The following is a 25,714-nucleotide window of genomic DNA, read 5'->3' on the forward strand; positions in this document are numbered from 1 at the left end:
GGCAGGTCCAGGCTACAAGTCGGGGTGCTGGCCGACTACGCGGGCACCCCACCCGGCTTTGCCGGCCTGTCACCCGAGTTCGCCGGCATCTGAGCGAATCGGGCGGCTACCGCCTTCGTCAAGCGCCTGTACCGTCCGGCCTCCGAATCGAAGTACCACGAACGCACGCTCGGCTTCGGCAGCCCTGCGGCCTGCAACTCGGCAGCACTGGGGCGATAGGTGGCACCGATCGGAATCTGATCGACGACGTGCACCAGGTCCGGACGCTGATCCTCGGGAAGCTGTCCGAGCGCGGCGCCGACCTCGGCAACGCTGGGCACCCGACCGTCGTGGACTGTGAAAGCCGCAACCGCGACATCGTGTGCTCCAGCGGCCACCGAGTAGGCGACCGCGAGGTCGACCTGCGGCATCTGGTCGAGGACATCGACAATCGGCTGCGTGAACACCGGGCCACGAGCGGCGGCGACAACCGTGCGCTTGTGATCGACCAGCCAGTAGTCACCGTCTGCGTCACGCCGGAAAAGGTTCTCGGTCGGCACCCATGAGTCACCGGCCGCGAACACTCCGCGCATCACCCCGGTGGCGGCCTCCGAACGGGCGCCGGGACGGCCGAGGAGAAGCCCGACCTCGTCGTCCTCACACACCCGGACGAATCCGCGCTCATCCTCGAGCAGCCGGCCCGCGATGGGGTCGTAGGCGCCCAGCCGCACCTCCGCGCTGCCGGGCAGCGGGCGCCCCTTCGAGCCGACCTTCGCACCCGAGACATTGACGAGGACGACGTCGCCCTCGGTCGAGGCGTAGAACTCGAGTACCTGCGCGGGCGCGAAACGCTCGGTGGTCTGCCTCCAGATGCCGGGCGGCATGCCCGAACCGATGAACAGCCGAACCGGATGACCCTCGTCCAGAGGAAGCGACTTGGCCCCGAGGATCTCGCGGAGCATCGTCCACGTGTAACTGACGACCGTCACGCCGTACCGCCGGATCTCCTCGGCAAAGCGGTCGGGATCGAGACCACGGGATAGCGCGATGCGCGAACCGCCGGCGATCGCACCACCGAGCGTGGCCATCAGGCCGGACGAATGGTGCAGCGGTGCAAGACAATACACCGTGTCGCCACGACTGAGAGAAGCCGCCGATGCGGTACCGAACGCGGACAGCGCCCACCGATAGTTGGTGATGTATTTGGCCTCGAGGCCACCGCGCGAACCACTGAAGATGACGAACGCAAGTTCGCCGGCCAGCCCCGGGTCACGCCGGTACCAGCCGGGAAGGGTCACCGCTGCCGGATCCACCTGCTCGAGATCTACGACATCCGGCCCGAGTTCGACCGCGAGACCACGGAATTCGCCGCCGCCGAGCACGAGGACCTTCTTGCCGGTCGCGACTGCATCCTCGAGATTGTCGGGGTCGACCAGGATACGGTCGACGCCCCCGAGCTGAGCCGCCGCCGCCAGATCTCCGCCCGGTGGCAGTAGTACCGCGACCGCACCGAGACGCGAGAGCGCCGCGATCGCGACCAGCGCGCTGGGTCGAGTCTCCATGAGGACACCGACGTGATTTGCCGGCCTGATGCCGACGTGGATCAGGCCGCGGACGACGTTGTCGATGCGCGTGTTGACGGCGGCGTTGGTGTGAACCCGATCGTCGAAGAGGAAGCACTCCCCCTTGGGCACCTTGCGGCCCTGCTCGGCCAGCAGGAGCCCCAGCGAGATCCGAGAGTGTGGTTGCAGCTGACCGAGCCGGGCAAGCCGAGGTAGCGCCCGGGCCGCCTCGATGGAGATCTCGCGGGTCCCTCGCACCGTGTCGGTGGCCAGGTCCGCGATCCCCTTGCCCACTCCGACACCGACTTCCGCGATGGACGCGACTGTGTGAGTGATCCGGTTGGTCATGCTCACACCGGTCTCGTTGTCGGACGGCTCTTCCTGGATCATCACCTCGACCGCCTCGGGCCGCGGCCCCGTGCCCTCTCGCCACATCACCCATTCACCCGTGGTGGGCCACGTCCGAACCGCCGCTGCCGAACCGACAACGAGTCCGAAATGCCCGGCGCGTAAAGTCGACTCGAACACCTCGGCGCGCGGGGCCGCCCGCTTGATGCCACGCACCGCGAGCGGCTGGCCGATATCGTCGACCTCGCCGACGAAGGCGAGGATCGGGCAGGACAGCTCGGCGAGGCTCACCGCAACGTCCTTGATGACGAAACCACCGGTCATCATACGGTTGTGAACGATGAACTGCTTGAGTAGTTCCGCGACCGCCGGACCTGACCATGCCACCCAGCCGTCCTGCGTCAGGAAGCGGCGCTGCTGCTCGCGCGGCAGCAGAGCCTCACGGTCGTGCAACTGCAGAAGGAACTCGAGCCGGGACTTCGCAGTCTTCACCGGATCGAGCAACTGGAACCCGGTGCGTGCCATCCACCCCGCGATGGAAAGGCGACTGAAGACGTGGTCGGCGAGCAGGTCAGCGGCCCTGGTCGCAAGTACCTCCGGAATGCCGAACGGCAGCGCTGCGAGGGTATCGACGGGGGCGCCGAAGGTCACCAGACTCGCGATGTTTCGGCAACGCCGGTACGCGGCGGCCTGATAGCAGAACATGCCGCCCTGAGAGTAGCCGGACAGGTGGACGTCCCGTCCGGTCAGCTCGTGGACTCGGTCGACGATCTCGCTGATCGCGACGATGTGGTCAGCGAGGGTGCGATCCCAGCCGCCCTCCTCGGAGTCCGGAGACCCGAAGTCGACGACCCACGGGTCGATACCCATCTCGTGCAGGATTCCGACCGCGCCCTGATCCCGAGTGACGTCGTACACGTCCGCTGACATCATCATCGGCGGAACCAGCACGATCGGCGGCCCGGTCAGCTCCGGGTCGGTATCCGGAAAGTAGCGCCGCAACCGGTACATCGGTGCGCGCTCGACGACCTGGAACGGGGACGGAGTCGCCCCCGTCTCCAGACCGCCGAGCCGCACCACCTCGAGACCGTTCTGCGCCGTGGCCACCGCCCGACGAAGCGACCCGACCACGTATTCGGAGCTCAGACCCACTAGCGCACTCCCCAGCAACCCATCGTGACTTGCATCACATTCCGTTCGATGGGGCTCACACTACTTACTGTCCGTGACGGACGTGTCACCGAGGCACCAACTGCCCGAGACGGACGTGCCACCGGGGCGGCCTTATGCGCCGGTCCACTCCCGTAGCGCCTCGACGGACCGACGAACGCCACCGAGCTGCTCGGCGACCCGCACCCCGGCCGTACCGCCGCGCGCGTTCCGCGAGGCGATCGAACCGTGGACGGTGAGGACGTCACGGACTGCGGGTGTGAGCGCCGCGTCCACAGCGGCGATCTCCTCGTCCGTGAGTTCGTCGAGTCCCACGCCACGAGCCTCCGCGACGCGAACGCACGCACCGGCCGCCTCGTGGGCGACACGGAACGGAACACCCTGGCGCACCATCCATTCCGCGATATCGGTCGCGAGAGTGAATCCGGCCGGCGCCAGTTCTGCCATCCGGTCCGTATGGAACTCGAGGGTGGAGACCAGTCCGGTGATCGCCGGAAGCAGCAGCTCGAGCTGAGCCACCGAGTCGAAGACCGGCTCCTTGTCCTCCTGCAGGTCGCGGTTGTACGCAAGCGGCTGCGCCTTGAGAGTCGCCAGCAGACCCGTCAGGTTGCCGATGAGGCGTCCGGCCTTGCCGCGGGTGAGTTCGGAGACGTCCGGGTTCTTCTTCTGGGGCATGATCGACGAACCCGTCGACCAGGCGTCGGCCAGTGTGATGTAGCCGAATTCCGGTGTGCTCCAGATGATGACCTCTTCGGCCATCCGCGAGAGATCCACCGCGATCATCGCGAACACGAACGCCGCCTCGGCCGCGAAGTCGCGCGAGGACGTCGCGTCGATCGAGTTCTCGGCGGCCGAATCGAACTTCAGCTCAGCGGCGATCGCGTCCGGATCCAGACCCAGCGACGAGCCCGCGAGCGCGCCGGACCCGTACGGGGACACCGCGGCCCGCTTGTCGAAGTCCCGCAGACGCGCAACGTCGCGCAGCAGCGGATGAGTGTGCGCGAGCAGGTGGTGTGCCAACAGCACCGGCTGCGCCGCCTGCAGATGCGTCTTGCCCGGCATCACGGCATCCGGATGCGCCGCCGCCTGCGTCGCGAGGGCGTCGACGACATCGAGGACACCGTCGGCTACCCGCCGTGCCGCATCCCGCAGCCACATCCGGAACAGCGTGGCCACCTGGTCGTTGCGGGAGCGACCGGCACGGAGCCGACCGCCCACCTCGGGACCGGCCCGTTCGATCAGACCGCGCTCCAGGGCGCCATGGACGTCCTCGTCGGACTCGGCGGGCCCGAACGCGCCGCTCGCGACGTCGTCGGCGAGGCGGCCGAGGCCGTCGAGCATGGTGGCCAGATCCTGGTCACTGAGCAGACCCGCCTTGTGCAGCACACGTGCGTGCGCCTGCGACGCCCGCACGTCGTACGGCGCCAGGACCCAGTCGAAGTGGGTGGACTTGCTCAGGGCGGCCATGGCGGCGGCCGGTCCGGACTCGAACCGGCCACCCCATAGGGCACCCTCATTTGTCCCGTGAGAGCTGCTGCCGTTGTCCGACATCGCTTACAGGCTCAGATCGCGCTTCGCGGCGACCTTGGAAGACAGGCCGTGGATGTTGACGAAGCCCTTGGCGTAGGACTGATCGAACGAGTCGCCCTCGTCGTAGGTTGCGAGGTTGAAGTCGTACAGCGACTCCGGGCTTCGACGGCCGTTGACCGTGATCGCGCCACCGTGCAGGAACAGGCGGATGTCGCCCGTGACCCGCTCCTGGGTCTTCGCGACGAACGTGTCCAGCGCGTCCTTGAGCGGGGAGAACCACAGGCCGTCGTAGACCAGCTCGCTCCAGCGCTGCTCCATCTGACGCTTGTAACGGCCCAGCTCACGCTCGAGCGTGAGGTGCTCGAGCTCCTGGTGCGCGGTGATGAGCACCATTGCTCCCGGGGCCTCGTAGACCTCGCGGCTCTTGATCCCGACGAGACGGTCCTCGACGACGTCCAGGCGGCCGACGCCCTGGGCGCCTGCACGCTTGTTGAGCTCCTGGATGGCCTCGAGCACGGTGACCGGCTTGCCGTCGATCGCCACGGGCTTGCCGGCCTCGAAGCTGATGATCAGCTCGTCGGGGGCGTTCCAGTTGAGCGTCGGATCCTGGGTGTAGTCGTAGACGTCCTTGGTCGGCGCGTTCCACAGATCCTCGAGGAAGCCCGTTTCCACCGCGCGGCCCCACACGTTCTGGTCGATCGAGAACGGCGAACGCTTCGAGACGTTGATCGGGATGCTGTTCTCCTCAGCGAAGGCGATCGCCTTCTCGCGAGTCCACGCGTAGTCACGGACCGGTGCGATGACCTCCAGGTCGGGCGCGAGGGCGCCGAAGCCGACCTCGAAGCGGACCTGGTCGTTGCCCTTGCCGGTGCAGCCGTGGGAGACCACGGTCCCGCCGTGTGCACGAGCAGCCTCGACGATGTGCTTGACGATCAGCGGACGGCTGATGGCCGAGACCAGCGGGTAGCGGTCCATGTACAGCGCATTCGCCTGGATCGTCGGCAGGCAGTACTCGTTCGCGAACTCGTCGCGCGCATCCACCACGACCGACTCGACGGCGCCGCAGTCGAGGGCACGCTGACGCACGACCTCCATGTCCTCGCCGCCCTGGCCGAGATCGATCGCGACAGCAACAACCTCCTTGCCGGTCTCCTTGCCGATCCAGCTGATGGCTACGGAGGTGTCCAGCCCGCCCGAGTAGGCGAGTACGACGCGATCAGCCATGGTGTGTGTGCTCCTTAGAAAATCGAATTGTTCAACAAGAGTCTAGTGGTCAGGCCAGGCGTTCGATCGCCGCGGCAAGCTCAGCACCGGTGAGCGGTTCGCGGGCCACGACCAGGATTGTGTCGTCGCCGGCGATGGTGCCGACGACGTCGGGCAGTGAGGCCCGGTCGAGGGCGCTGGCCAGGTAGTGCGCGGCCCCCGGCGGGGTTCGCAGCACGGCCAGATTGCCGCTGGCGTCGGTGGAGACCAGCAGCTCCCCCAACAGCCTCGACAGCCGGTCGGTGCCTCCGGACACACCGCGGACGGGCGAACCGTCCTCCGGCACCACGTACACCCCGGCCCCGCCGTCGGCGGCCCGCAGCTTCACCGCGCCGAGTTCCTCCAGGTCACGCGAGAGCGTCGCGTTGGACACCTCGATTCCCTCGGCGGCGAGTAGCGCCGCGAGCTCGCCCTGGCTACGGACATGCCGCTCCGCGACGAGCGCGGTGATCCGCGCCTGCCGGCCGGCGCGCGTATGCGCGACGGCGGCGGTCGGCGCGGAGTGCGGGCCCGGGGCGGAGGTCACGGCCGGGTCCCGGCACGTTCGAGCAACCACACGAGGAGCGCCTTCTGCGCATGCAGCCGGTTCTCCGCCTCGTCCCACGCCGCCGACTGCGGACCGTCGAGCACCTCGTCGGTGATCTCCTCGCCGCGATGGGCGGGCAAACAGTGCAGCACAACTGCGTCCGGTGCCGCCTTTGCCAGCAGATCCGCATTGATCTGGAAGGGACGGAACGGCCCGACGCGGTCGAGCCCGTCGTCCTCCTGCCCCATCGACGTCCACGTATCGGTTACCAACGCGTCGACGCCCTCAACCGCGGCCTGCGGGTCCTCGGTGAGCGTGATCATCGCGCCCGTCTGCTCTGCCCGGACCCGCGCGGCGTCGACCACCCATTGCGCGGGAGCAAACCCAGCCGGGGCCGCAATCGTGACGTGGATTCCTGCCGTGGCACCGCCGAGCAGAAGCGAGTGCGCCATGTTGTTGGCGCCGTCGCCCAGGTAAGTGAGCCTCAGACCCTTCAGCTCGCCCTTGCGCTCGGCGAGGGTCTGCAGATCCGCCAGCACCTGGCACGGATGGAACTCGCGGGAGAGCGCGTTGACTACCGGCACGGTGGCGCCCTCGGCCATCTGATCGAGGCGTTCCTGGCCGAACGTGCGCCACACGACTGCATCGACGAACCTGGACAGCACGCGCCCGGTGTCCTGCAACGTCTCGTCGCGGCCGAGCTGGGTGTTGCGCCCGTCGACGACCACCGCATGCCCGCCGAGTTGTGCGATACCCATCTCGAAGGAGAACCTGGTTCGGGTCGAGTTCTTGTCGAAGATGACGCCGACGCCACGCGGGCCCGCGAGTGGCTGCCGCGCATACGGATTCGCCTTCAACTCACGGGCGAGCTCCAGAACCTCCGCCTGCTCCGCCGGAGTGAGGTCGTCGTCCCTCAGGAAGTGCCGAATCGTCATGTGGTTTTGCCTCCAGTAATCGCTACAGCACTGTCCAAGATCGCAGGCAGCGCCGCGACGAATCCTTCCGCCTGCGACTCCGTGAGAATCAGCGGGGGTGCCAGCCGCACCACACCGGGCTGGGCCGCGTTGACCAGGTACCCGGCGTCACGGGCCGCAGTCTCGACTGCAGGGGCCACGTCCTCGGTGAGGACGACACCCAACAACAGACCGGAACCACGCACATGGTCGACGAGCGGGTGCTCGAGCCCCTCGATACCGGCGGCAAGGACCTTGCCGACGTTGTCGGCGTGCGAGAGCAGATCCTCGGACGCGATGGTCTGGAGCACCGCTAGAGCCGCGGACACGCACACCGGGTTGCCACCGAACGTGGTGCCGTGCTTGCCCGGACCGAACAGCTCCGCGGCCGCGCCGGTAGCGATGCAGGCACCGATCGGCATGCCGCCGCCGAGGCCCTTCGCGAGCGTCATCACGTCGGGCACGATGCCCGCGGCCTGATGCGCATAGAACCAGCCGGTGCGGCCGATTCCGGTCTGCACCTCGTCGAGGATCAGGAGTGCGCCGCGCTCGGCGGTGATCCGCCGCGCACCGGCCAGATAGCCCTCGGGCGGAACGACGACGCCGCCCTCGCCCATGATCGGTTCGAGGAACACCGCAGCTGTGTCCTCGTCGACGGCGCGGTCCAGCGCGTCGAGGTCACCGTAGGGCACGTGCTCGACACCGGGGGGCATCGGTTCGAACGGCGCGCGCTTGTCGGGCTGACCGGTGAGCGCGAGCGCGCCCATCGTCCGGCCGTGGAACGCCTTCTCGGCAGCGATGATCTTGCGCCGGCCGGTCGCCCGCGCCAGCTTGAACGCGGCCTCGTTGGCCTCGGTTCCCGAGTTGCACAGGAACACCCGTCCGGTGACGGAACCGGCGTTGTCGCCGGCACCCAACTGCGCGAGGAGGTGCTCGGCCAGCTCTACGGCGGGTTCGCTGACGTACAGGTTCGACACGTGTCCGAGTGTCGAGAGCTGCGTCGTGACCGCATCGACGATCGCAGGATGCGCGTGTCCGAGGATGTTGACGGCGATGCCCGCGAGTAGATCCAGGTACTGCTTCCCGTCCGCGTCGGTGACGATCACGCCCTCGCCACGGACCAGCGCCACCCGCGGCACGCCGTAGGTGTTCATCAGTGCGCCGGACCAGCGCTGCTGGAGATCCGTCGTGGCAGTCATTCCAGTCCTTCCGGGGTTGCAGGGCTGACGGTGGTGTGAGGGGCGGGGACAACCATCGTGCCGATGCCCTCGCCGGTGAGGAGTTCGAGCAGGACCGCGTGTGCCACCCGGCCGTCGATGACGTGCGCGGTGGGCACGCCGCCCTCCACGGCCCGCAGGCAGGCCTCCATCTTGGGGACCATCCCGGAGTCGAGACTCGGCAACAGCAGACGCAATGCGGCCGTGTCGATCTCGGAGGCAAGCGAGCTGCGATCGGGCCAGTCGGTGTACAGCCCCTCGACGTCGGTGAGGACGACGAGCTTCTCTGCACCGATAGCCTCGGCGATGGCGGCGGCCGCAGTATCGGCGTTGATGTTGTGCACAACGCCGTCCTCGTCGGGCGCGATCGTCGAGACGACCGGGATGCGTCCGGCAGCGATGAGATCGAGCACGGCCTCGGGGTTGACGGTGGTGACGTCGCCGACGAGTCCGATGTCAGTGGCCTCGCCGTCGACCTGCACGGTGCGGCGGGTCGCGGTCAGCAGCCGTGCGTCCTCACCGGAGATGCCGACGGCGAATGGGCCGTGTGCGTTGATGAGGCCGACGAGTTCCCGGCCGACCTGACCGAACAAGACCATCCGGACGATATCCATGACCTCGGGCGTCGTGACGCGGAAGCCTCCGCGGAATTCGCCCTCCATGCCGAGCCGCTTCAACATCGCGTTGATCTGCGGGCCGCCACCGTGCACGACGACCGGGTGGATGCCGATCGTGCGCAGGAACGCCATGTCCGCCGCGAACGCGCTCTTGAGTTCCTCGTCGATCATCGCGTTGCCGCCGTACTTGATCACGACGACCTTGTCGTGGAACCGCTGCAGCCACGGCAGCGCCTCCGCCAGGACATACGCCTTCTGACTCGACGTCAGATTCGCGATGCTCGGGTCGGTGACCACCGTGTCGCCGATGCCGCCGCTCATGACGAGTACGCCGAGTTCTCTTCGACGTACGCGTGCGACAGGTCGGTGGTGCGGATGGTGACGCTGTGCTCGCCGACGCCGAGTTCGATGGTCAGGTCGATGTCGATACCGGACAGGTCCACCTCGCGCGCGCCGGGAGCGCCGACACCGTCGATGCACACCGGATTGCCGTTGAACGACACCGAGATCCGGTCCGGGTCGAGCGTGACCGGCGCGATCCCCACCGCGGCGAGCACGCGGCCCCAATTGGGGTCGGAGCCGAACAGCGCGGTCTTGACGAGACTGTCGCGGGCGACGGTCCGAGCGGCGAGGAGCGCGTCCTGTTCGGATGCGGCGCCGCTGACGGTGACCCGGACCCGCTTGGTGACACCCTCGGCGTCGGCCATCAGCTGGTCGGCGAGGCTGTCGCACACCGCCAGGACCGCGGCGTTGAGCTCCTCCTGTGACGGGGCGACCGAGCTGGCTCCGGAGGAGAGCAGCAGCACGGTGTCGTTGGTGGAAGTGGCGCCGTCGACGTCGAGCCGATCGAACGACAACCGTGTCGCGAACCGCAGGGCCTCGTCGAGCTGTTCGGCGGTCGCGACGGCGTCGGTGGTGATGACCGACAGCATGGTCGCGAGCGACGGGGCGAGCATGCCGGCACCCTTGGCCATGCCGCCGACATTCCACTTGTCGCCGTGGTGCAGCGCGGCCTGCTTCGCAACGGTGTCGGTGGTCATGATGGCGTGTGCGGCGTCGGTGCCACCAGAGATGCCGCCGGCCAGTTCGTGCACGATCTCGGTGACGCCGGCGAGAACCTTGTCCATCGGCAGCCGGTCACCGATCAGCCCGGTGGAGCACACCGCGACCTCGATCGCGCCGGTCTCGGTGCCCCAGTCGCTGAGCGACGCAGCCACGTGCTCGGCCGTCTTGTGGGCGTCCTGGAATCCGGGCGCCCCGGTGCACGCATTGGCTCCGCCGGAGTTGAGGACGACTGCCCGCAGTCGACCGGTGGTGAGAACCTGCTGCGACCACAGGACGGGTGCAGCCTTGACCTTGTTGGCGGTGAACACACCGGCGGCTGCCAGTTCGGGGCCCTCGTTGAAGACCAGCGCGAGATCGGAGCGGCCGCTGACCTTGATACCGGCCTTGATACCGGCGGCGCGGAAGCCCGCCGGTGCGGTGACCCCCTGCGTGCGGATCAGCCGACCACCGGCAATCTCGATGGCGTCAGCGAAGTCGGATTCGGTTGTCACGGTGCAACTCCCACGGTCGAGAGACCATCGGTCTCGGGCAGGCCCAGGGCCAGGTTCATGGATTGGACGGCACCTCCGGCGGTGCCCTTGGTGAGGTTGTCGATCGCCGCGATCACCACGAGCAGGCCGGCCCCCTCGTCGACGGTGACAGAAATCTGCACCGCATTGGAGCCTACGACCGCACCGGTCTGCGGCAGCTGGCCCTCGGGCAGCACGTGGACGAACGGCTCACTCTTGTAGGCCTTCTCGTAGACCGCCCGGATCTCGTCGACGGACGATGTGGTGGGCGCGGTGCAGGTGGCGAGGATGCCTCGTGGCATCGGGGCGAGCACCGGCGTGAACGAGACGGTCACATCGGTGCCGGCCGCAGCGGAGAGGTTCTGCCTGATCTCCGGAGTGTGCCGGTGGGCACCCCCGACGCCATACGCCCGGACCGAGCCCATGACCTCGGAGCCCAGCAGATCCGCCTTGGGCGCCTTGCCGGCGCCCGAGGTTCCGCTGACCGCCACGATGTTGACCCGCGGTTCGACGACACCTGCCGCGACGGCGGGCGCGAGCGCCAGGCTCGCTGCAGTCGGGTAGCACCCGGGCACCGCGATCCGGGTGGCGCCGACGAGCTTGTCCCGGCCGCCCGGCAGCTCGGGCAGACCGTACGGCCAGCTACCGGCATGGGGGCTGCCGTAGTACTTCTCCCACGCATCGGCGTCGGTGAGCCGGAAATCGGCGCCGCAGTCGATGATCACCGTCGATTCGGGGAGCTGACGCGCAATTTCGGCGGAGTTACCGTGCGGCAGACCGAGGAACACGACATCATGACCGGACAGCGTCTCGATGTCCGTGGCGGCGAGAACACGGTCGGCGAGCGGCACCAGGTGCGGGTGGTGTGCGCCGAGTGTGGTGCCGGCGTTACCGCCCGCGGTGAGCGCACCGATCACGAGTGAACCGTCGCGATACGCGGGGTGGCCGAGCAGCAGGCGGAGGATTTCCCCGCCCGCATACCCGCTCGCACCCGCGATCGCGACCTTGATCGACAGCGGGTTACCGCTCGCCGACGTTCCGGATTCTCCAGAAGTACCCATGCGGATGATTATGCACCATCATGCAAACTTATTCATCTCAGGCTTCTCGATCGGCCGGATCACCAGCACCCCCGAAGTCCGCGATTCGTCAGCATCCGGGCATCGACTTCGATCGGAGCACCTCCGTAAATCCGACTGCGCGACCCGCGGAGCCATTGCCCGCCGCGGGAATTCGTTCTACAGTCACCGAAAAGAACTGAATTGTGATTCATAGTTTGGCGGAAGGGTATCGGCCATGACGACAGCGCAGGACTCCACGAGCACGACCATCGGCGGACATCGCACCCACGAAGTGTTCAACCAGGCCCCACCGCGAGTCGACATCAACGAGTTCACCACCAACAAACCACTCGTCGAGGGCGTCACCCGCTACGACGCCTCGTGGGCGTCGGCGCACCTGTCCGAGGTGGGCGCACTCGTCAGCACCGCAGAGTTTCAGCACGCAGCAGAACTTGCGAACACTGAGCTCCCCCGACTGCACTCGCACGACCGCTACGGACACCGCATCGACGAGGTCGAGTACCACCCCGCCTACCATCAGGTGATCTCCGCCGCTGTCGAGTACGGCGCGCACACCTCCGCATGGGCCGAACCTCGGCCCGGGGCGAATGTCGCACGCGCTGCAACCTTCATGCTCTTCGCACAGCTCGAACCCGGCCACGCGTGCCCGATCTCGATGACCCACTCCGCCGTCCCGTCGCTGATGTTCGCGCCCGAACTGGCGCAGCGCTGGCTACCGCGGGTGTACTCACGCGGCTACGACGGCGCCCTCGCCGCGCCCGGCGACAAGCCCGGCGTGCTGTTCGGCATGGCGATGACCGAGAAGCAGGGTGGATCCGACGTCCGCGCCAACACTACTGTCGCCCAGCCACTCTCGGACGGCACCTACCTGCTGAGCGGGCACAAGTGGTTCTGCTCGGCCCCGATGTCGGACGCATTCCTGGTACTCGCCAACGCGCGGGAGCGCAGCCCGCGGAGCGACCGAGAATCGCGGGAGCGCAGCCCGCGGAGCGACCGAGAATCACGGGAGGGGCTCTCCTGCTTCCTGGTTCCGCGGGTTCTCGACGACGGTACCCGCAACGTGTTCCGTATCCAGCGGCTCAAGGACAAGCTGGGCAACAAGTCCAATGCGTCCTCGGAGATCGAGCTCGACGGAACGATCGGCCACCTCGTCGGCGAGCCCGGGCGCGGGGTCCGCACGATCATCGAGATGGTTTCCCGCACCCGGCTCGACTGTGTCTACGGCTCCGCCGCCGGTATGCGGCAGTCAGTCGCGGAGGCACTGTGGCACGTGCGCCACCGATCGGCATTCGGTGCGACGCTGATCGACCAGCCCGCGATGACGGCGGTGGTCGCCGACCTCGCCCTAGAGTCCGAGGCCGCGACGGCGACTGCCCTGCGGTTGGCGCGCGCCCACGACGACGACGCGTCCGACTCGGAGAAGGCATTCCGCCGGCTCGCGACCGCGGTGAGCAAGTACTGGATCTGTAAGCGCGGGCCACATCACGCGTACGAGTCGCTCGAGTGTCTCGGCGGCAACGGCTACACCGAGGCCTTTCCGCTCGCGCGCCGGTACCGCGAGCAGCCAGTGATGGCGGTGTGGGAGGGATCGGGCAACGTCATCGCCCTCGACGTGCTGCGCGCGATGACCCGCGAGCCCGAGTCGGTCCGGGCGTTCGACGCCGAACTGAACCTCGCGCGGGGCGCGTCGTCGGTGTTCGACGAGCACCTGGACCGGGTCCGCACGATGCTCACCGACCTCGCGACCCTCGATCCGGCGACGGCGCAGTTCCGGGCCCGGCCGGTCGCGGCCGCCATGGCGCTGGGGCTGCAGGGCTCACTGCTCCTACGGACGGCGCCGACCGCTGTCGCCGACGCATTCGTCGCGGCACGGATGGGCGCCGACCGCGATCTCGAGTACGGAACACTTCCGGTAGGAAGCGACTTCTCGGCAATCCTCGAACGGCACTGACACCTCCCAGCGTCAATCCCTGCGCATGGACCGGCGGATCTCGTCGAGCCTGTCGCGGCTGGCCTTCTCCCGAGCTTGCCACTGCTCGTCGAGGTCGCGCCGGGCCTCGCTGTCACGCTCCAACTCCTCCGAGCCGAGAGCGGATCCGAAGCGTTCCTCGATCTGGTCGCGCACCCGGTCGAACGTCGGTACCCCGGCCTCGGTGTAGTCGGGCGGCGGAACCGAACCGATCGTCGTCGGCGGTGGGACATCCGGCGGCGCTGCCGGGCGCGACGGATCCGGCGGGATGTCCGGCGTGTGTCCACGTCCCGCGGCCAGCATCGCCGCAGCGGTGTGAACCGGCAACAGTCCCGGACGCTCCGCCGTGACCGCGAGAATCGCAGCCAGTAGTTCCGCATCACCGAGCCCGCGCAGTCGCGCGAGTGTGTCGTCCATATCGACCATGAGGGGCTCCTCCCGGTAGCACTGTCCAGGCTACCGAGGGGAGCCCCTCACCGGATGTTTCGACGGGTCAGCCGCGGAGCACCGCGCCGACAGACTCGGTCGCCGCCGCGACGGCCGCATCGCGCGCAGCACTCGCCTCGTCCTCGGTGAGCGTGCGATCGACCGCGCGGAACCGAAGTGCGTACGCGAGCGACTTACGACCCTCGCCCACCTGCTCGCCCTCGAACACGTCGAACAGCCGGATGTCCTCGAGCAACTCGCCACCACCGGCGCGAAGCGCCGTCTCGACGGAAGCGGCCGACACCGACTTCCCGACCACGACGGCAACATCCTGTAGCACCGCCGGGAACGGCGAGACCCGCGGCGCGGGAAGCACTTCAGTGATGGGCAGCGCATCGAGATCGATCTCGACGGCGCATGTGCGCGCCGGCAATCCGGCCCGCTCGAGCACCGCTGGGTGCAGCTCGCCGGCGTGGCCGACGACAACACCGTCAAGCAGCACCTCGGCGCAGCGCCCCGGATGCCACGGCAGGTACTGCGCGGCCCGCAGCTCCACCGTCACACCGGCAGCGTCGGCAATGGTCTGTACGGCCGCAAACGCGTCCGATGCCTCCGCCTGGCGCCCCGGACCCCACGGACCCGCGGGATCACGCAGTCCCGACAGGACCACGGCGACGTGCAGCGGCTGCGCGGGGAGCGACTTCAGCAGATCGGCGATCTGCTCGTCGGTGGGGCGACGGTCCACCGGCAGGGCGTCCACAGGTTTGGTGTCCGACCCCGGCTGCACCACCTGCGCGATACCGAACAGCGACAGATCACGCTGACCACGGGAAGTGTTGCGCGCCAACACCTCGAGCAGACCCGGCAACAGGGTCGTCCCCAGCTCGGGCCGATCCGACTCCAGCGGATTGAGCACCTTGGAGGTGTTGCGGCGCGGATCGTCGGCATCCAGGCCCCATGTGTCGAACACGGCGTGCGGCAGGAACACCGGGGGCAGGATCTCGACGAACCCGTCGGCCGCGAGCAGGCGGCCCACCGAACGGCGCCGACGCTGCTTGCCGGTCAGACCCCGGCCGGCCGGCGCCTGCGGCAGTACCGATGGGATCTGCTCGAGACCCTCGAGCCGAAGCACCTCCTCGACCAGGTCCGCTGGCTGGACCAGATCCGGACGCCACGACGGCGGGGTCACGACGAGCTGTCCGTGGCCGGTCTCGCTGACTCCGACCTCGACAGTGCAGCCGATCTGCGTCAGGCGCCGCGCAGCGGTGCCGTTCGGATACGTCACGCCCGCCACCCGGTCCGGCAGGTCGATGTCCATCCGGATCTGAACGGACGCTGCGACAGCACCGACGTCGGTGAGGACCGGTTCGACGGTACCGCCCGCGATCTCCACCAGGAGCGCCGCGGCACGATCGAGTGCGGGCAGCGCCACCCGCGGGTCGACGACTCGTTCGAACCGCTTGCTCGCCTCACTGGTGAGCTTGTGCCGACGTGCGGTCTTGAACACCGCCAGCGGATCCCAGGTCGCTGACTCGAGCAGCACATCGACCGTTTCGGAACCCACCTCGGTGCTCGCGCCGCCCATGATGCCGGCCAGCGAGATCACGCCGGTGTCGTCGGTGATGACGACGTCCTCCGGATCGAGCGTGCGCTCGACGCCGTCGAGGGTGGTGAGCTTCTCCCCCTCGGTCGCACGCCGGACGACCAGTCCGCCGCTGACCTTCGCGGCGTCGAACGCGTGCAGCGGCTGCCCGAGCTCGAGCAACACATAGTTCGTGACGTCCACGGCCGGCGAGATCGGCCGGACGCCCGACAGCAGCAGACGACGCTGCATCCACCAGGGGCTGACCGCCTTCGGGTCGATGCCGACAATCTTGCGCGCGGTGAACCGCGTGGCCTTGGACTCCGGTTCGAGCTGCACCGGCCACGCCTCGCCGCCGTCCGACGGCAGCGCCGCGACGTCCGCCGGATCGGCGAACCCGAGGTCGAAACCACACGCCAGCTCGCGGGTGAGTCCGCGGACCGAGAAGCAGTAGCCGCGATCGGGCGTGATGTTCAGCTCGATGACGGTGTCGTCGAGGCCGAGCAGCTCGTTGGCATCGGTCCCCGGCTCTGCTGTGCCCGGCTCCAGCACGAGGATGCCCGAATGATCCTTGCCGATGCCCAGCTCGGACGCCGAACACATCATGCCGTTCGACACCTGGCCGTACGTCTTGCGGGACGCGATCGCGAATCCCCCGGGTAGCACCGCCCCGGGCAGCGCGGCGACGACCAGGTCACCCTCGGCGAAATTGCGGGCGCCACATACGATTTCCTGCGGCTCGTCGGCCCCGACGTCCACCTTGCAGAATCGGATCGGCTTCTTGAACTCGGTCAGCTCGGCGATCTCCAGGACCCGACCCACCACCAGCGGGCCCGCCACCGGCTCCAGCTGGTCGACCTCCTCGACCTCGAGACCCACGCGGACGAAGCCTGCGTCCAACTCCTCGGCATTCACCTGCCAGTCGGGCGTCGCCCGCTGCAGAATCTCGGTCAGCCACGATTGCGCTACTCGCACGTCTTCTCAGCTCTCTCGCTCGTGAAGTCTGTGATCTCTGGGCATTCCGCAGGATCCACCTCTCATGCCTGCACACCGAAGGGCAGCGTGAAGCGCACGTCGCCCTCGACGATGTCACGCATGTCCGGGATACCGTTGCGGAACTGCAGGGTTCGCTCCATGCCCATTCCGAATGCGAATCCCGAATACTCCTCGGGATCGATTCCACTGGCGCGCAACACGTTCGGGTTGACCATGCCGCAGCCACCCCACTCGACCCAGCCGGCTCCGCCCTTCTTCTTCGGGAACCACACGTCCACCTCGGCGGACGGTTCGGTGAAGGGGAAGTAGTTGGGGCGCATCCGGGTCCGGGTATCAGGACCGAACAGTGCCCGCGCGAAGGCGTCGAGCGTGCCGCGCAGATTCGCCATTGTCAGGCCCTTGTCGATCGCGAGACCCTCGACCTGAGAGAACACCGGTGTGTGGGTGGCGTCGAGTTCGTCAGTGCGGAAGGTTCGGCCGGGGCACACCACGTAGATCGGCACCTCGCGCTCGAGCATCGTGCGGACCTGCACCGGTGAGGTGTGGGTGCGCAGTACCTGCCGCGAATTCGGCGGTGCGATGTGAAAGGTGTCCTGCATCGTGCGGGCCGGATGATCCGGCAGGAAGTTCAGCGCATCGAAGTTGAAGTGCTCGGTCTCGACCTCGGGGCCTTCGGCGACCTCCCATCCCATCGCGACGAACACGTCGGCGATCTGATCGGAGATGATCGTGATCGGGTGACGAGCGCCGACCGGACGGCGCCGCGCCGGCAGGGTGACATCGATGACCTCGGCCACCAGGACCGCGGCATCACGCTCGGCGAGCAGAACCTCACGCCGCACGTCGAAGGCAGTGCTGACACGGGTCCGTGCAACGTTCACTCGCTTGCCGGCGTCGGCACGTTCGTTTCCGGGCAAGGCACCCAGACCGCGCTTCGCCAGGGCGATCGGGGACTTGTCGCCCAAGTGCTCGATCTTGGCCTTTGCAAGCGCATCCAGATCAGCGGCCTCGGCGAACGCCTCCTCGGCCGCGAGCGCCGCAGCGCTGAGCGCCTCCTCGGTGAGCGCATTCGCATCGACAGTCGGCGGGGCGCCGCCCTCATTCTTAGCCACGACCGGTGCAACTCCTTAGTCAATCGATGGATATCAGCGCGCGGGCACAACACCCGAATCCTAGGCGATCGACCGCGGACGCCACGCACGCGTTTGCGGAACGGGTCACGAGCTCCGGTGCTGGATGCGGGCGCTTGCGTACAGGCAGATCGACGCCGCGGTCGCCAGGTTCAGACTCTCCGCACGACCTCGGATGGGAATCCGCACGCGGTGATCGGCGCGGGCGGCTACTGCCGAGTCCAGACCGTGTGCCTCATTGCCGAACAACCACGCCGTGGGGCGGGCGAGCAGCTCGTCGGCCTCGTCGAGGTCGATCTCCCCGTCCGCGGCCGTCGCGAGCAGCTGGATTCCGGCGCCGCTGAGCGCGTCGAGCACGGAATCGGTGTCGCGCTCACGCACGACCGGGATGTGGAAGAGGCTGCCGGCCGAGGCCCGCACGCACTTGCCGTTGTGCGGATCGACGCTGTCACCGGCGAGAATCGCCGCGTCCGCCCCGACTGCATCGGCCACGCGGATGACAGTTCCGGCGTTGCCGGGTTCGGCAATCGAGACAGGGACCGCGAGAAGCCGCGTCGTCGGCGTCACCGCCTTCGTCAACGGCACGTCGAGGACATCGCAGACCGCCACCAGCCCGGGCGGGGTGACGGTGTCGCTGAGGGCGCGGATCGCCCGATCGGTGACGGGCGAGGTGCGGACTCCGGCAGCGATCGCCCGCTCGATCAGATCCGGGTAACGCTCAGCCGCGGCTTCCGTGAAGAACAGCTCGTGCACCGGCGCGGACGAGAGCGCCTCGGCGACACAGTTCTCACCCTCGACGAGGAAACGACCCGTCTTCCTGCGCTCTGCGCCGCGCAGGAGCTTGACAGCAGAAACGACCCGTGGAGTCCGTTCGGTGAACGGGTCCACGGGTCGGTTCCGGAACAGCTGACTCAGGCTGCATCCCCGGCAGGGGCGTTCACGTCGGCCGGCAGTGCCGCCTTCGCAATGGCCACCAGGCCGGCAAATGCCTCGGCGTCAGAGACTGCGAGCTCGGCGAGGATCTTGCGATCAACCTCGACACCCGCGGCGGTCAGACCCTGGATGAAGCGGTTGTAGGTCATATCGTTCGCACGCGCGGCGGCGTTGATACGCGTGATCCACAGCTTCCGGAAGTCGCCCTTACGCGCACGACGGTCACGGTAGGCGTAGGTCAGCGAGTGGAGCTGCTGCTCCTTCGCCTTGCGGTACAGGCGCGAACGCTGCCCGCGGTAGCCGCTGGACGCCTCGAGAATCGAACGACGCTTCTTCTGGGCGTTGACAGCCCTCTTTACGCGTGCCACTGCAAAATCCTGTCAATCTTTGGGGCGCTGACGGCACCCCAGGCGGTCAAGTAGGGGAAGAACTCGCTCAGATACCGAGCATGCGCTTGATGCGGGGAGCATCCTTCTCGCTGACGACGGCAGTGCCGTCGAGGCGACGGGTCACCCGCGAGCTCTTGTGCTCGAGGAGGTGGCGACGTCCGGCCTTCTGGCGCAGGATCTTTCCGCTACCGGACACCTTGAATCGCTTCGCGGCGCCACTGTGGGTCTTCGACTTGGGCATGGAGTCCTCAGTTCTTGTGTTCTCTGTACTTCGGTCTTGCGTGAAGTGATCTGGCCTAGCTGCTCGGCGTCTCACCGGCCGGGGTGTGACCCGGTGCGGCATCTTCCTGCGCCTTGACACGGGTCTTCGCGCCCTTGTGCGGAGCCAGCACCATCGTCATGTTGCGACCGTCCTGCTTCGCGGAGGTCTCGACGAAACCGAGGTCCGCTACGTCGGCGCCGAGGCGCTGCAGCAGGCGGAACCCGAGCTCGGGACGCGACTGCTCGCGGCCACGGAACATGATCGTGACCTTGACCTTCGATCCGGCCTCGAGGAAGCGAATGACGTTCCGCTTCTTGGTCTCGTAGTCGTGATCGTCGATCTTCGGACGGAGCTTCTGCTCCTTGATGACGGTCTGCTGCTGGTTCTTGCGCGATTCGCGCGCTTTCTGCGCCGTTTCGTACTTGAACTTGCCGTAGTCCATGATCTTGCAGACCGGAGGACGGGCATCGGGAGCCACCTCGACCAGGTCGAGGTCTGCCTCGAGGGCGACGCGGAGCGCATCTTCAACACGCACGATCCCAACCTGCTCACCACCGGGTCCGATGAGGCGAACCTCGGGAACGCGGATGCGATCGTTGATGCGGGTCTCAGTGCTGATGGGGCCTCCTAGGTTGAGCGGTGCAGTCCGGTGACCGCGCCGCAGCCCGTGCGCCCTGTGCCCCAACAAGAAAGCCCCGCGTCGGAGAGTGAACTCTCCGTGCGGGGCCCGATGTCGACCGGTCGGACAGCGGATCCGGATTGCCGGAACCACGATCCCCCTCGAACTATGCTCGACACCCGTCAACGGGCATCGACCTCGAAGGAGCCCCACCGAGACTGCTCCCGTGAGGCGACCGGACCACTGAACTGCACACAGAGTGTGTCGCGCAGAGGTGGGAGTCGGACTCCACTTTGCTGCCCTCGGCCGAGGCCTAGGGCGGTCGTGCTGGAAAGCTTAGCACCACTGCATCCCACAATCGAATCGCTCCCGATCCCTCGGACCGCCCTGCTCGCGGCCACGGCCGGGGTGGGATCCTCATGGGTATGACGCAGAACCCCGATCCGGCCGATTCCGTACAGCACGCCGAGGACGATTTCACCGATGTGCGCGAACTTGCCGAGGTCCCGGCCATAGAGGTGATCAGCCGCGCCGCCGTCATGTTGATGAGCTCCGCTGCCGAGAAACTCGGCCTGTCGGATCCCGATCCTGACACCAGCCCCAATCTCGATCTGGACGAGGCCCGCCGAGTCATCACCGCACTTGCAGGTCTGGTCACGGCCTCGGTCGAGTACCTCGGTCCACATGCCGGACCCATTCGTGAAGGACTGCAGGCGCTGCAGCGCGCATTCCGCGAGGCATCGGCGCATCCCGACGAGCCGGGCAAGGGCCCGGGCGAGAAGTACACAGGTCCCGTCTACTGACACCCAGCCGGTTTCGCCGCCCGCGACCGAAGGCGTCGGCGGCAGCGGATGGACCCGAAGTGTCCTAACGTGCCCTCATGGCCAGCGCGAACAAGACCCATGCCACCGACGCGAGCGTCGCGGAATTCCTCGACGGCATCGCCGACCCCATTGCTCGCGACGACGCTCGACACCTGTGCGCGATCATGGGCACGATCACCGGGGAACCCGCAACGATGTGGGGAACCAGCATCGTCGGCTTCGGCCGTCGCACGTACCGCTATGCGAGCGGACACTCGGGCGAGACGGCGCTCATCGGCTTCTCCCCCAGGACCACCGCACTGGCGCTGTATCTGACGCTGGATTTCGAGGCCGAGACGGCAACCCTCGCGCAACTCGGCCCGCACCGAGTAGGCAAGGGCTGCCTGTACATCAAGCGGCTCGCGAAAGTTGACGACGCCGCGCTGACGGAGCTCGTGACGCGCTCGGTATCGGCCGCACACGCACTCGGCAACAGCTGACGGCAGGTCACCGGGGGCGCCCCCGCCCCCGACGGGAGGCCCCCCAACGGGAGAACACCGGGTCGATCAGTGATCGAACGGGTTCGATTATCGTCTGGCCGTACTCGGCGAACAGCGCGTCACGCGATTCGAAAAGTCCGAGGTCGGCCTCGACATGCCCCGACAGGTCAATGCAAGGCCGGTCCGCCGGCCGCCAGCTGAGCGGCGCACGACTCAGCGCGTCGAACAGCGTCTCCGCCCCGTCGTTGGTGAAGGGATCCGGTGCCGTCGATTCACACCCGACCGGGCCGAACACCGCCGACGCGTCGAGCCAGCGACCACCGGGACGAAACTCAGGCCAGGCCACGAGGACCCGATCCGGGATCAGCACGCGCAGTCGACGGAACCTCGGGTACCAGAACTCGCCGCGGACGAGGTAGCCCCGTGTCCGGGTGGCGATCCCGTTTCGGCGGGCCATCGCCTCGACGACCGCAAGCCGCTGACTGCAGGATCCGCGACCGCGTCGGACGGTCACCGACGCCGGCTGCGCCTCGTCCAATGCGTACACCGCGCGAATCTCCTGTCGCACCAGCGCGTGAGCAGCAATCAGGAAGTCGGCAGGGTTCTCCGTCGCCGATCGCGACATGGCCGCCTGATGCAACTCTTCCACCGCCGGATGATGCCAGTCCAGGATCGCGGTCGCCTCAGTTCCGCCGCCTGCGCCGGTGGCACTGTTCGATACCGGCGACAGCACCGCCCCCCGCCATGACGTCAGTGATGCACACACCATCGTCCCAACGTAGCCCGGTTCGAGCTGGACATATGTCCGACTGGGGGAAATCCGGCCGCACGCAGCAGGAAGCGCGATGGCAGACACGAGAATTCGAATCGCGAAAGTCCATCGCGCAACGCAATTGCATTGGTAGCGTGCCCCTTGCGCGATCAAGATCACGCAAACCCCCCACTGGGTCCTTCACCTCCCCGAAGGCCCGAACCAAAGGAGTATCGAATGGGATCGATCACCACCATCCTCAACGGTCTACTCGCAGCAATCGCCAATGGCGACATCGACCTGACCGCCATCATCAGCGGCCTGATGAACAGCTCTGCGCAGCAGGAAACCCCCCAGTAACCCTCGACTCCTGAGGTATTGCGGCGGTGGGGAACGGCATCATTCCCCACCGCCGCAATACGTCTTCCTGGAGATGATGCCGGTCGATCACCTCGGCCGCGTCGGCATCAGCCGACGGCGGCAGCAGCCTTCTTGACCCGCTTACGCGGGGTAGCGGCCTTCCGGGCAGGAGCCGCCCCTACGGCGGCACCGTTCCCGCCCGCACTCGGGGCGACGAGAACCTCCTTGAGGAAGCGGCCGGTGTAGCTCTCGGCCACTGCTGCAATCTCTTCCGGCGTCCCCTCTGCAACCACGGTGCCGCCGCCCGAGCCGCCCTCGGGTCCCATGTCGACGATCCAGTCGGACGTCTTGATCACGTCCAGGTTGTGCTCGATCACGATCACCGAGTTGCCCTTGTCGACCAGACCGTTGACCACCTTGAGGAGTTTACGAATATCCTCGAAATGCAAACCGGTGGTCGGCTCGTCCAACACGTACACAGTGCGTCCCGTCGACCGCTTCTGCAGTTCGGCCGCGAGCTTGACTCGTTGCGCCTCGCCGCCGGAGAGCGTGGGTGCGGGCTGACCCAGTCGAACGTAGCCGAGACCAACCTCCACCAGTGTCTTCAGGTATCGGTGAATGGAGGTGACCGGCTCGAAGAAATCGGCGGCCTCCTCGATCGGCATGTCCAGGACTTCTGCGATCGTCTTGCCCTTGTAGTGGACCTCGAGCGTCTCGCGGTTGTACCGAGCCCCATGGCACACCTCGCACGGAACGTAGACGTCCGGCAGGAAATTCATCTCGATCTTCAGTGTGCCGTCACCCGAGCACGCCTCGCACCGGCCACCCTTGACGTTGAACGAGAACCGTCCCGGCTGGTACCCCCGAACCTTGGCCTCGGTCGTGGCCGCGAACAGGGTGCGAATTTTGTCGAAGACGCCGGTATAGGTGGCGGCATTGGATCGCGGTGTCCGCCCGATCGGCGACTGGTCGACCTGCACGAGCTTGTCGAGCTGGTCGAGGCCGTTGATCCGGGTGTGTCTGCCAGGAACCTGGCGGGCGCCATTGAGCTTGTTCGCCATGACAGTCGCGAGGATGTCGTTGACCAGTGTCGACTTGCCCGACCCCGACACCCCGGTGACCGAGGTGAGGACCCCGAGCGGGAAGCTGACATCGATGCCCTTGAGGTTGTTCTCGCGGGCGCCGACAACGGTGACCTGACGCTTCCGGTCGACCGCTCGGCGCACCGCTGGAACGTCGATGGTGCTGCGACCGGAAAGATATGCGCCGGTGAGGGATTCCTTGTTGGTCAGCAAATCCTTGTAGGTGCCGCTGTGCACCACCCGACCGCCGTGCTCGCCGGCCAGCGGCCCGATGTCGACAACCCAGTCCGAGGTCCGGATGGTGTCCTCGTCGTGCTCGACGACGATCAGCGTATTGCCGAGATCACGTAGGCGAGTGAGGGTTTCGATGAGTCGCCGGTTGTCGCGCTGGTGCAGGCCGATGGACGGCTCGTCCAGCACGTAGAGTACGCCGACGAGCCCGGAACCAATCTGAGTGGCGAGCCGAATACGCTGGGCCTCGCCGCCGGACAGGGTGCCCGCCGCACGGGCGAGCGAAAGGTACTCGAGCCCGACGTCGAGCAGGAACCCGAGCCGCGCCTGAACCTCCTTGAGTACCTGACCTGCGATCGCCTCTTCACGGGAACCGAGTGTGAGACTGTTGAGGAACGCGGCGCAGTCCGCGATCGACAGCTCACAGACCTGCGCGATCGACTTCTTGCCGTAGACCTCCGACGCAATAGTGACGGACAGGATCTCCGGCCGCAGTCGTGCGCCGTTGCAGGCAGGGCAGGGGATGTCCCGCATGTAGCCGTCGTAGCGTTCCTTCATCTGCTCTGACTCGGTCTGCTCGAGCCGCCGGTGCAGGAACGGCATGACCCCCTCGAACTCGGCGTAGTACGAACGCGTCCGGCCGTAGCGGTTCTTGTACTTGACGTGAACCTGCTCGGTGCTGCCCTCGAGGATCGCCTTGCGAGCCTTTGCCGGCAGCTTGCTCCATGGCGTGGTCATATCGAAGCCCATGATGTCGCCGAGGCCGGACAGCAACCTGCCGAAGTACTCGGAACTCTGACCCATCGACCACGGCGCGATCGCCCCGTCCTCGAGACTCAGATCCGGATCCGGCACCACGAGGTCCGGATCGACTTCCTTGCGGATGCCGAGGCCAGTGCACTCCGGGCACGCGCCGTACGGCGAGTTGAACGAGAATGAGCGCGGCTCGAGATCGTCGATCGACAGCGGGTGGCTGTTGGGACACGCGAGTTTCTCGGAAAAGCGCCGCTCACGGTCCGGCGCGTTCTCCTCGCGGTCAACGAAGTCCAGGACGACGATGCCCTCAGCGAGGCGCAGAGCGGTCTCGACGGAGTCCGTCAGTCTCTGCTTGGAACTCGCCTTGACTGTGAGGCGGTCGACGACAACCTCGATGTCGTGCTTTTCCTGTTTCTTGAGCTTCGGCGGATTCGTGAGCTGATGTACGACGCCGTCGACCCGCACACGTGAGTAACCCTGGGTGTTGAGCTGCTCGAACAAGTCCACGAACTCGCCCTTGCGGGTCCGGACAACCGGGGCGAGCACCTGGAAGCGGGTGCCATCCTCCATCGCGAGAACCTGATCGACGATTTGCTGCGGCGTCTGCCGCGCGATCTGCTCACCACACACAGGACAGTGTGCGGAACCTGCGCGCGCATACAGCAGGCGCAGGTAGTCGTAGACCTCCGTGATGGTGCCGACGGTGGACCGCGGGTTGCGGTTGGTGGACTTCTGGTCGATCGAGACTGCAGGTGAGAGCCCCTCGATGAAATCGACATCCGGCTTGTCCATCTGCCCGAGGAACTGGCGCGCGTACGCGGACAGCGACTCGACGTAGCGGCGCTGCCCCTCCGCGAAGATGGTGTCGAATGCGAGACTGGACTTACCGGACCCGGACAGTCCGGTGAACACGATGAGGCTGTCCCGGGGCAGATCGAGATTGATCCCTCGCAGATTGTGCTCCCGCGCACCTTGCACGATCAGGCGATCCGCCACACGTAATTCCCTTCTCGACTTCGGTCGGCCCGTGAACACTCGTCCGGGCGCAGCCCATGGTAGGCGCGGACACCGACAAGTTCGCCGACCAGCGGGTTTCCCAACGAT

Annotated in this window: 22 protein-coding genes; 4 read left to right on the top strand and 18 right to left on the bottom strand. The window is 67.2% G+C overall.

Features of this window, described 5'->3' with window-relative positions; genetic code table 11:
* Positions 1–35: 35 nt before the first annotated feature.
* The 9 genes from ERC79_RS01040 to argC form a co-directional block, all read right to left on the bottom strand.
* A complete protein-coding gene (locus ERC79_RS01040) occupies positions 36–3,041 on the bottom strand; it encodes an acyl-CoA synthetase (protein WP_131574980.1) in 3,006 nt (1,001 codons plus the stop codon).
* A gap of 132 nt (positions 3,042–3,173) precedes the next feature.
* Positions 3,174–4,610 (bottom strand): argininosuccinate lyase, encoded by a 1,437-nt coding sequence (argH, locus tag ERC79_RS01045; protein ID WP_131574982.1) that lies wholly within the window; start codon positions 4,608–4,610, stop codon positions 3,174–3,176.
* A 3-nt stretch (positions 4,611–4,613) separates the two neighbouring features.
* Entirely contained in the window at positions 4,614–5,813 is a 1,200-nt protein-coding gene (locus tag ERC79_RS01050; protein ID WP_131574984.1) for an argininosuccinate synthase, read from the bottom strand.
* Between the two features lie 49 nt (positions 5,814–5,862).
* Positions 5,863–6,378 (bottom strand): arginine repressor, encoded by a 516-nt coding sequence (locus ERC79_RS01055; RefSeq protein WP_131574986.1) that lies wholly within the window; start codon positions 6,376–6,378, stop codon positions 5,863–5,865.
* Positions 6,375–7,313 carry an ornithine carbamoyltransferase gene (gene argF, locus ERC79_RS01060; protein ID WP_131574988.1) on the bottom strand — a complete coding sequence of 313 codons (939 nt, stop codon included), beginning with the start codon at positions 7,311–7,313 and terminating at the stop codon, positions 6,375–6,377. The genes ERC79_RS01055 and argF overlap by 4 nt, the downstream gene beginning before the upstream one ends.
* Positions 7,310–8,530: an acetylornithine transaminase gene (locus tag ERC79_RS01065; RefSeq protein ID WP_131574990.1), complete on the bottom strand. Its 1,221-nt coding sequence runs from the start codon at positions 8,528–8,530 to the stop codon at positions 7,310–7,312. Before ERC79_RS01065 ends, argF begins: the two co-directional genes overlap by 4 nt.
* Positions 8,527–9,486: an acetylglutamate kinase gene (gene argB, locus ERC79_RS01070; RefSeq protein ID WP_131574992.1), complete on the bottom strand. Its 960-nt coding sequence runs from the start codon at positions 9,484–9,486 to the stop codon at positions 8,527–8,529. The genes ERC79_RS01065 and argB overlap by 4 nt, the downstream gene beginning before the upstream one ends.
* Entirely contained in the window at positions 9,483–10,721 is a 1,239-nt protein-coding gene (gene argJ, locus ERC79_RS01075; protein WP_131574994.1) for a bifunctional glutamate N-acetyltransferase/amino-acid acetyltransferase ArgJ, read from the bottom strand. Before argJ ends, argB begins: the two co-directional genes overlap by 4 nt.
* Complete coding sequence (argC, locus tag ERC79_RS01080) at positions 10,718–11,800, bottom strand: N-acetyl-gamma-glutamyl-phosphate reductase (protein ID WP_131574996.1); 1,083 nt, start codon at positions 11,798–11,800, stop codon at positions 10,718–10,720. Before argC ends, argJ begins: the two co-directional genes overlap by 4 nt.
* Positions 11,801–12,035: 235 nt before the next feature.
* Between argC and ERC79_RS01085 the strand changes: the two genes are divergently transcribed.
* The gene (locus tag ERC79_RS01085) at positions 12,036–13,772 is read left to right on the top strand and encodes an acyl-CoA dehydrogenase family protein (RefSeq protein ID WP_131574997.1); all 1,737 of its coding nucleotides are present in this window, start codon (positions 12,036–12,038) and stop codon (positions 13,770–13,772) included.
* Positions 13,773–13,784: 12 nt separating this feature from the next.
* Here ERC79_RS01085 and ERC79_RS01090 read toward each other — a convergent pair whose 3' ends face one another.
* From ERC79_RS01090 to infC, 7 genes are all read right to left on the bottom strand, one after another.
* Positions 13,785–14,216: a hypothetical protein gene (locus tag ERC79_RS01090; RefSeq protein WP_131575000.1), complete on the bottom strand. Its 432-nt coding sequence runs from the start codon at positions 14,214–14,216 to the stop codon at positions 13,785–13,787.
* A 67-nt stretch (positions 14,217–14,283) separates the two neighbouring features.
* Positions 14,284–16,773, bottom strand: coding sequence for a phenylalanine--tRNA ligase subunit beta (gene pheT, locus ERC79_RS01095; RefSeq protein WP_131575001.1), 2,490 nt, complete (start codon positions 16,771–16,773; stop codon positions 14,284–14,286).
* 62 nt (positions 16,774–16,835) lie between these two features.
* Entirely contained in the window at positions 16,836–17,906 is a 1,071-nt protein-coding gene (pheS, locus tag ERC79_RS01100) for a phenylalanine--tRNA ligase subunit alpha (RefSeq protein ID WP_131575003.1), read from the bottom strand.
* Positions 17,907–18,011: 105 nt separating this feature from the next.
* Positions 18,012–18,812: an RNA methyltransferase gene (locus ERC79_RS01105; RefSeq protein ID WP_131575005.1), complete on the bottom strand. Its 801-nt coding sequence runs from the start codon at positions 18,810–18,812 to the stop codon at positions 18,012–18,014.
* A gap of 23 nt (positions 18,813–18,835) precedes the next feature.
* On the bottom strand, positions 18,836–19,225 hold the full coding sequence (gene rplT / locus ERC79_RS01110) for a 50S ribosomal protein L20 (protein WP_131575007.1): 390 nt from the start codon (positions 19,223–19,225) through the stop codon (positions 18,836–18,838).
* A gap of 67 nt (positions 19,226–19,292) precedes the next feature.
* On the bottom strand, positions 19,293–19,487 hold the full coding sequence (rpmI, locus tag ERC79_RS01115; RefSeq protein WP_131575009.1) for a 50S ribosomal protein L35: 195 nt from the start codon (positions 19,485–19,487) through the stop codon (positions 19,293–19,295).
* 55 nt (positions 19,488–19,542) lie between these two features.
* Complete coding sequence (gene infC, locus ERC79_RS01120) at positions 19,543–20,172, bottom strand: translation initiation factor IF-3 (protein WP_131580630.1); 630 nt, start codon at positions 20,170–20,172, stop codon at positions 19,543–19,545.
* 380 nt (positions 20,173–20,552) lie between these two features.
* Here infC and ERC79_RS01125 point away from each other — a divergent pair, with 380 nt between their 5' ends.
* A complete protein-coding gene (locus tag ERC79_RS01125) occupies positions 20,553–20,930 on the top strand; it encodes a DUF1844 domain-containing protein (protein ID WP_131575010.1) in 378 nt (125 codons plus the stop codon).
* Positions 20,931–21,007: 77 nt separating this feature from the next.
* Complete coding sequence (locus ERC79_RS01130) at positions 21,008–21,430, top strand: DUF1801 domain-containing protein (RefSeq protein WP_131575012.1); 423 nt, start codon at positions 21,008–21,010, stop codon at positions 21,428–21,430.
* Between the two features lie 7 nt (positions 21,431–21,437).
* Here the strand turns inward: ERC79_RS01130 and ERC79_RS01135 are convergent, their stop codons facing one another.
* On the bottom strand, positions 21,438–22,199 hold the full coding sequence (locus ERC79_RS01135) for a transglutaminase domain-containing protein (protein ID WP_131575014.1): 762 nt from the start codon (positions 22,197–22,199) through the stop codon (positions 21,438–21,440).
* A 219-nt stretch (positions 22,200–22,418) separates the two neighbouring features.
* Here ERC79_RS01135 and ERC79_RS23675 point away from each other — a divergent pair, with 219 nt between their 5' ends.
* Positions 22,419–22,541, top strand: coding sequence for a hypothetical protein (locus tag ERC79_RS23675; RefSeq protein WP_278249717.1), 123 nt, complete (start codon positions 22,419–22,421; stop codon positions 22,539–22,541).
* 107 nt (positions 22,542–22,648) lie between these two features.
* Here ERC79_RS23675 and uvrA read toward each other — a convergent pair whose 3' ends face one another.
* Positions 22,649–25,606, bottom strand: a complete 2,958-nt coding sequence (gene uvrA, locus ERC79_RS01140; RefSeq protein ID WP_131575016.1) for an excinuclease ABC subunit UvrA — start codon at positions 25,604–25,606, stop codon at positions 22,649–22,651.
* Positions 25,607–25,714: the final 108 nt, after the last annotated feature.

Origin of the sequence: Rhodococcus sp. ABRD24, from assembly GCF_004328705.1 — a bacterium.
Classification (GTDB): Bacteria; Actinomycetota; Actinomycetes; order Mycobacteriales; family Mycobacteriaceae; genus Prescottella.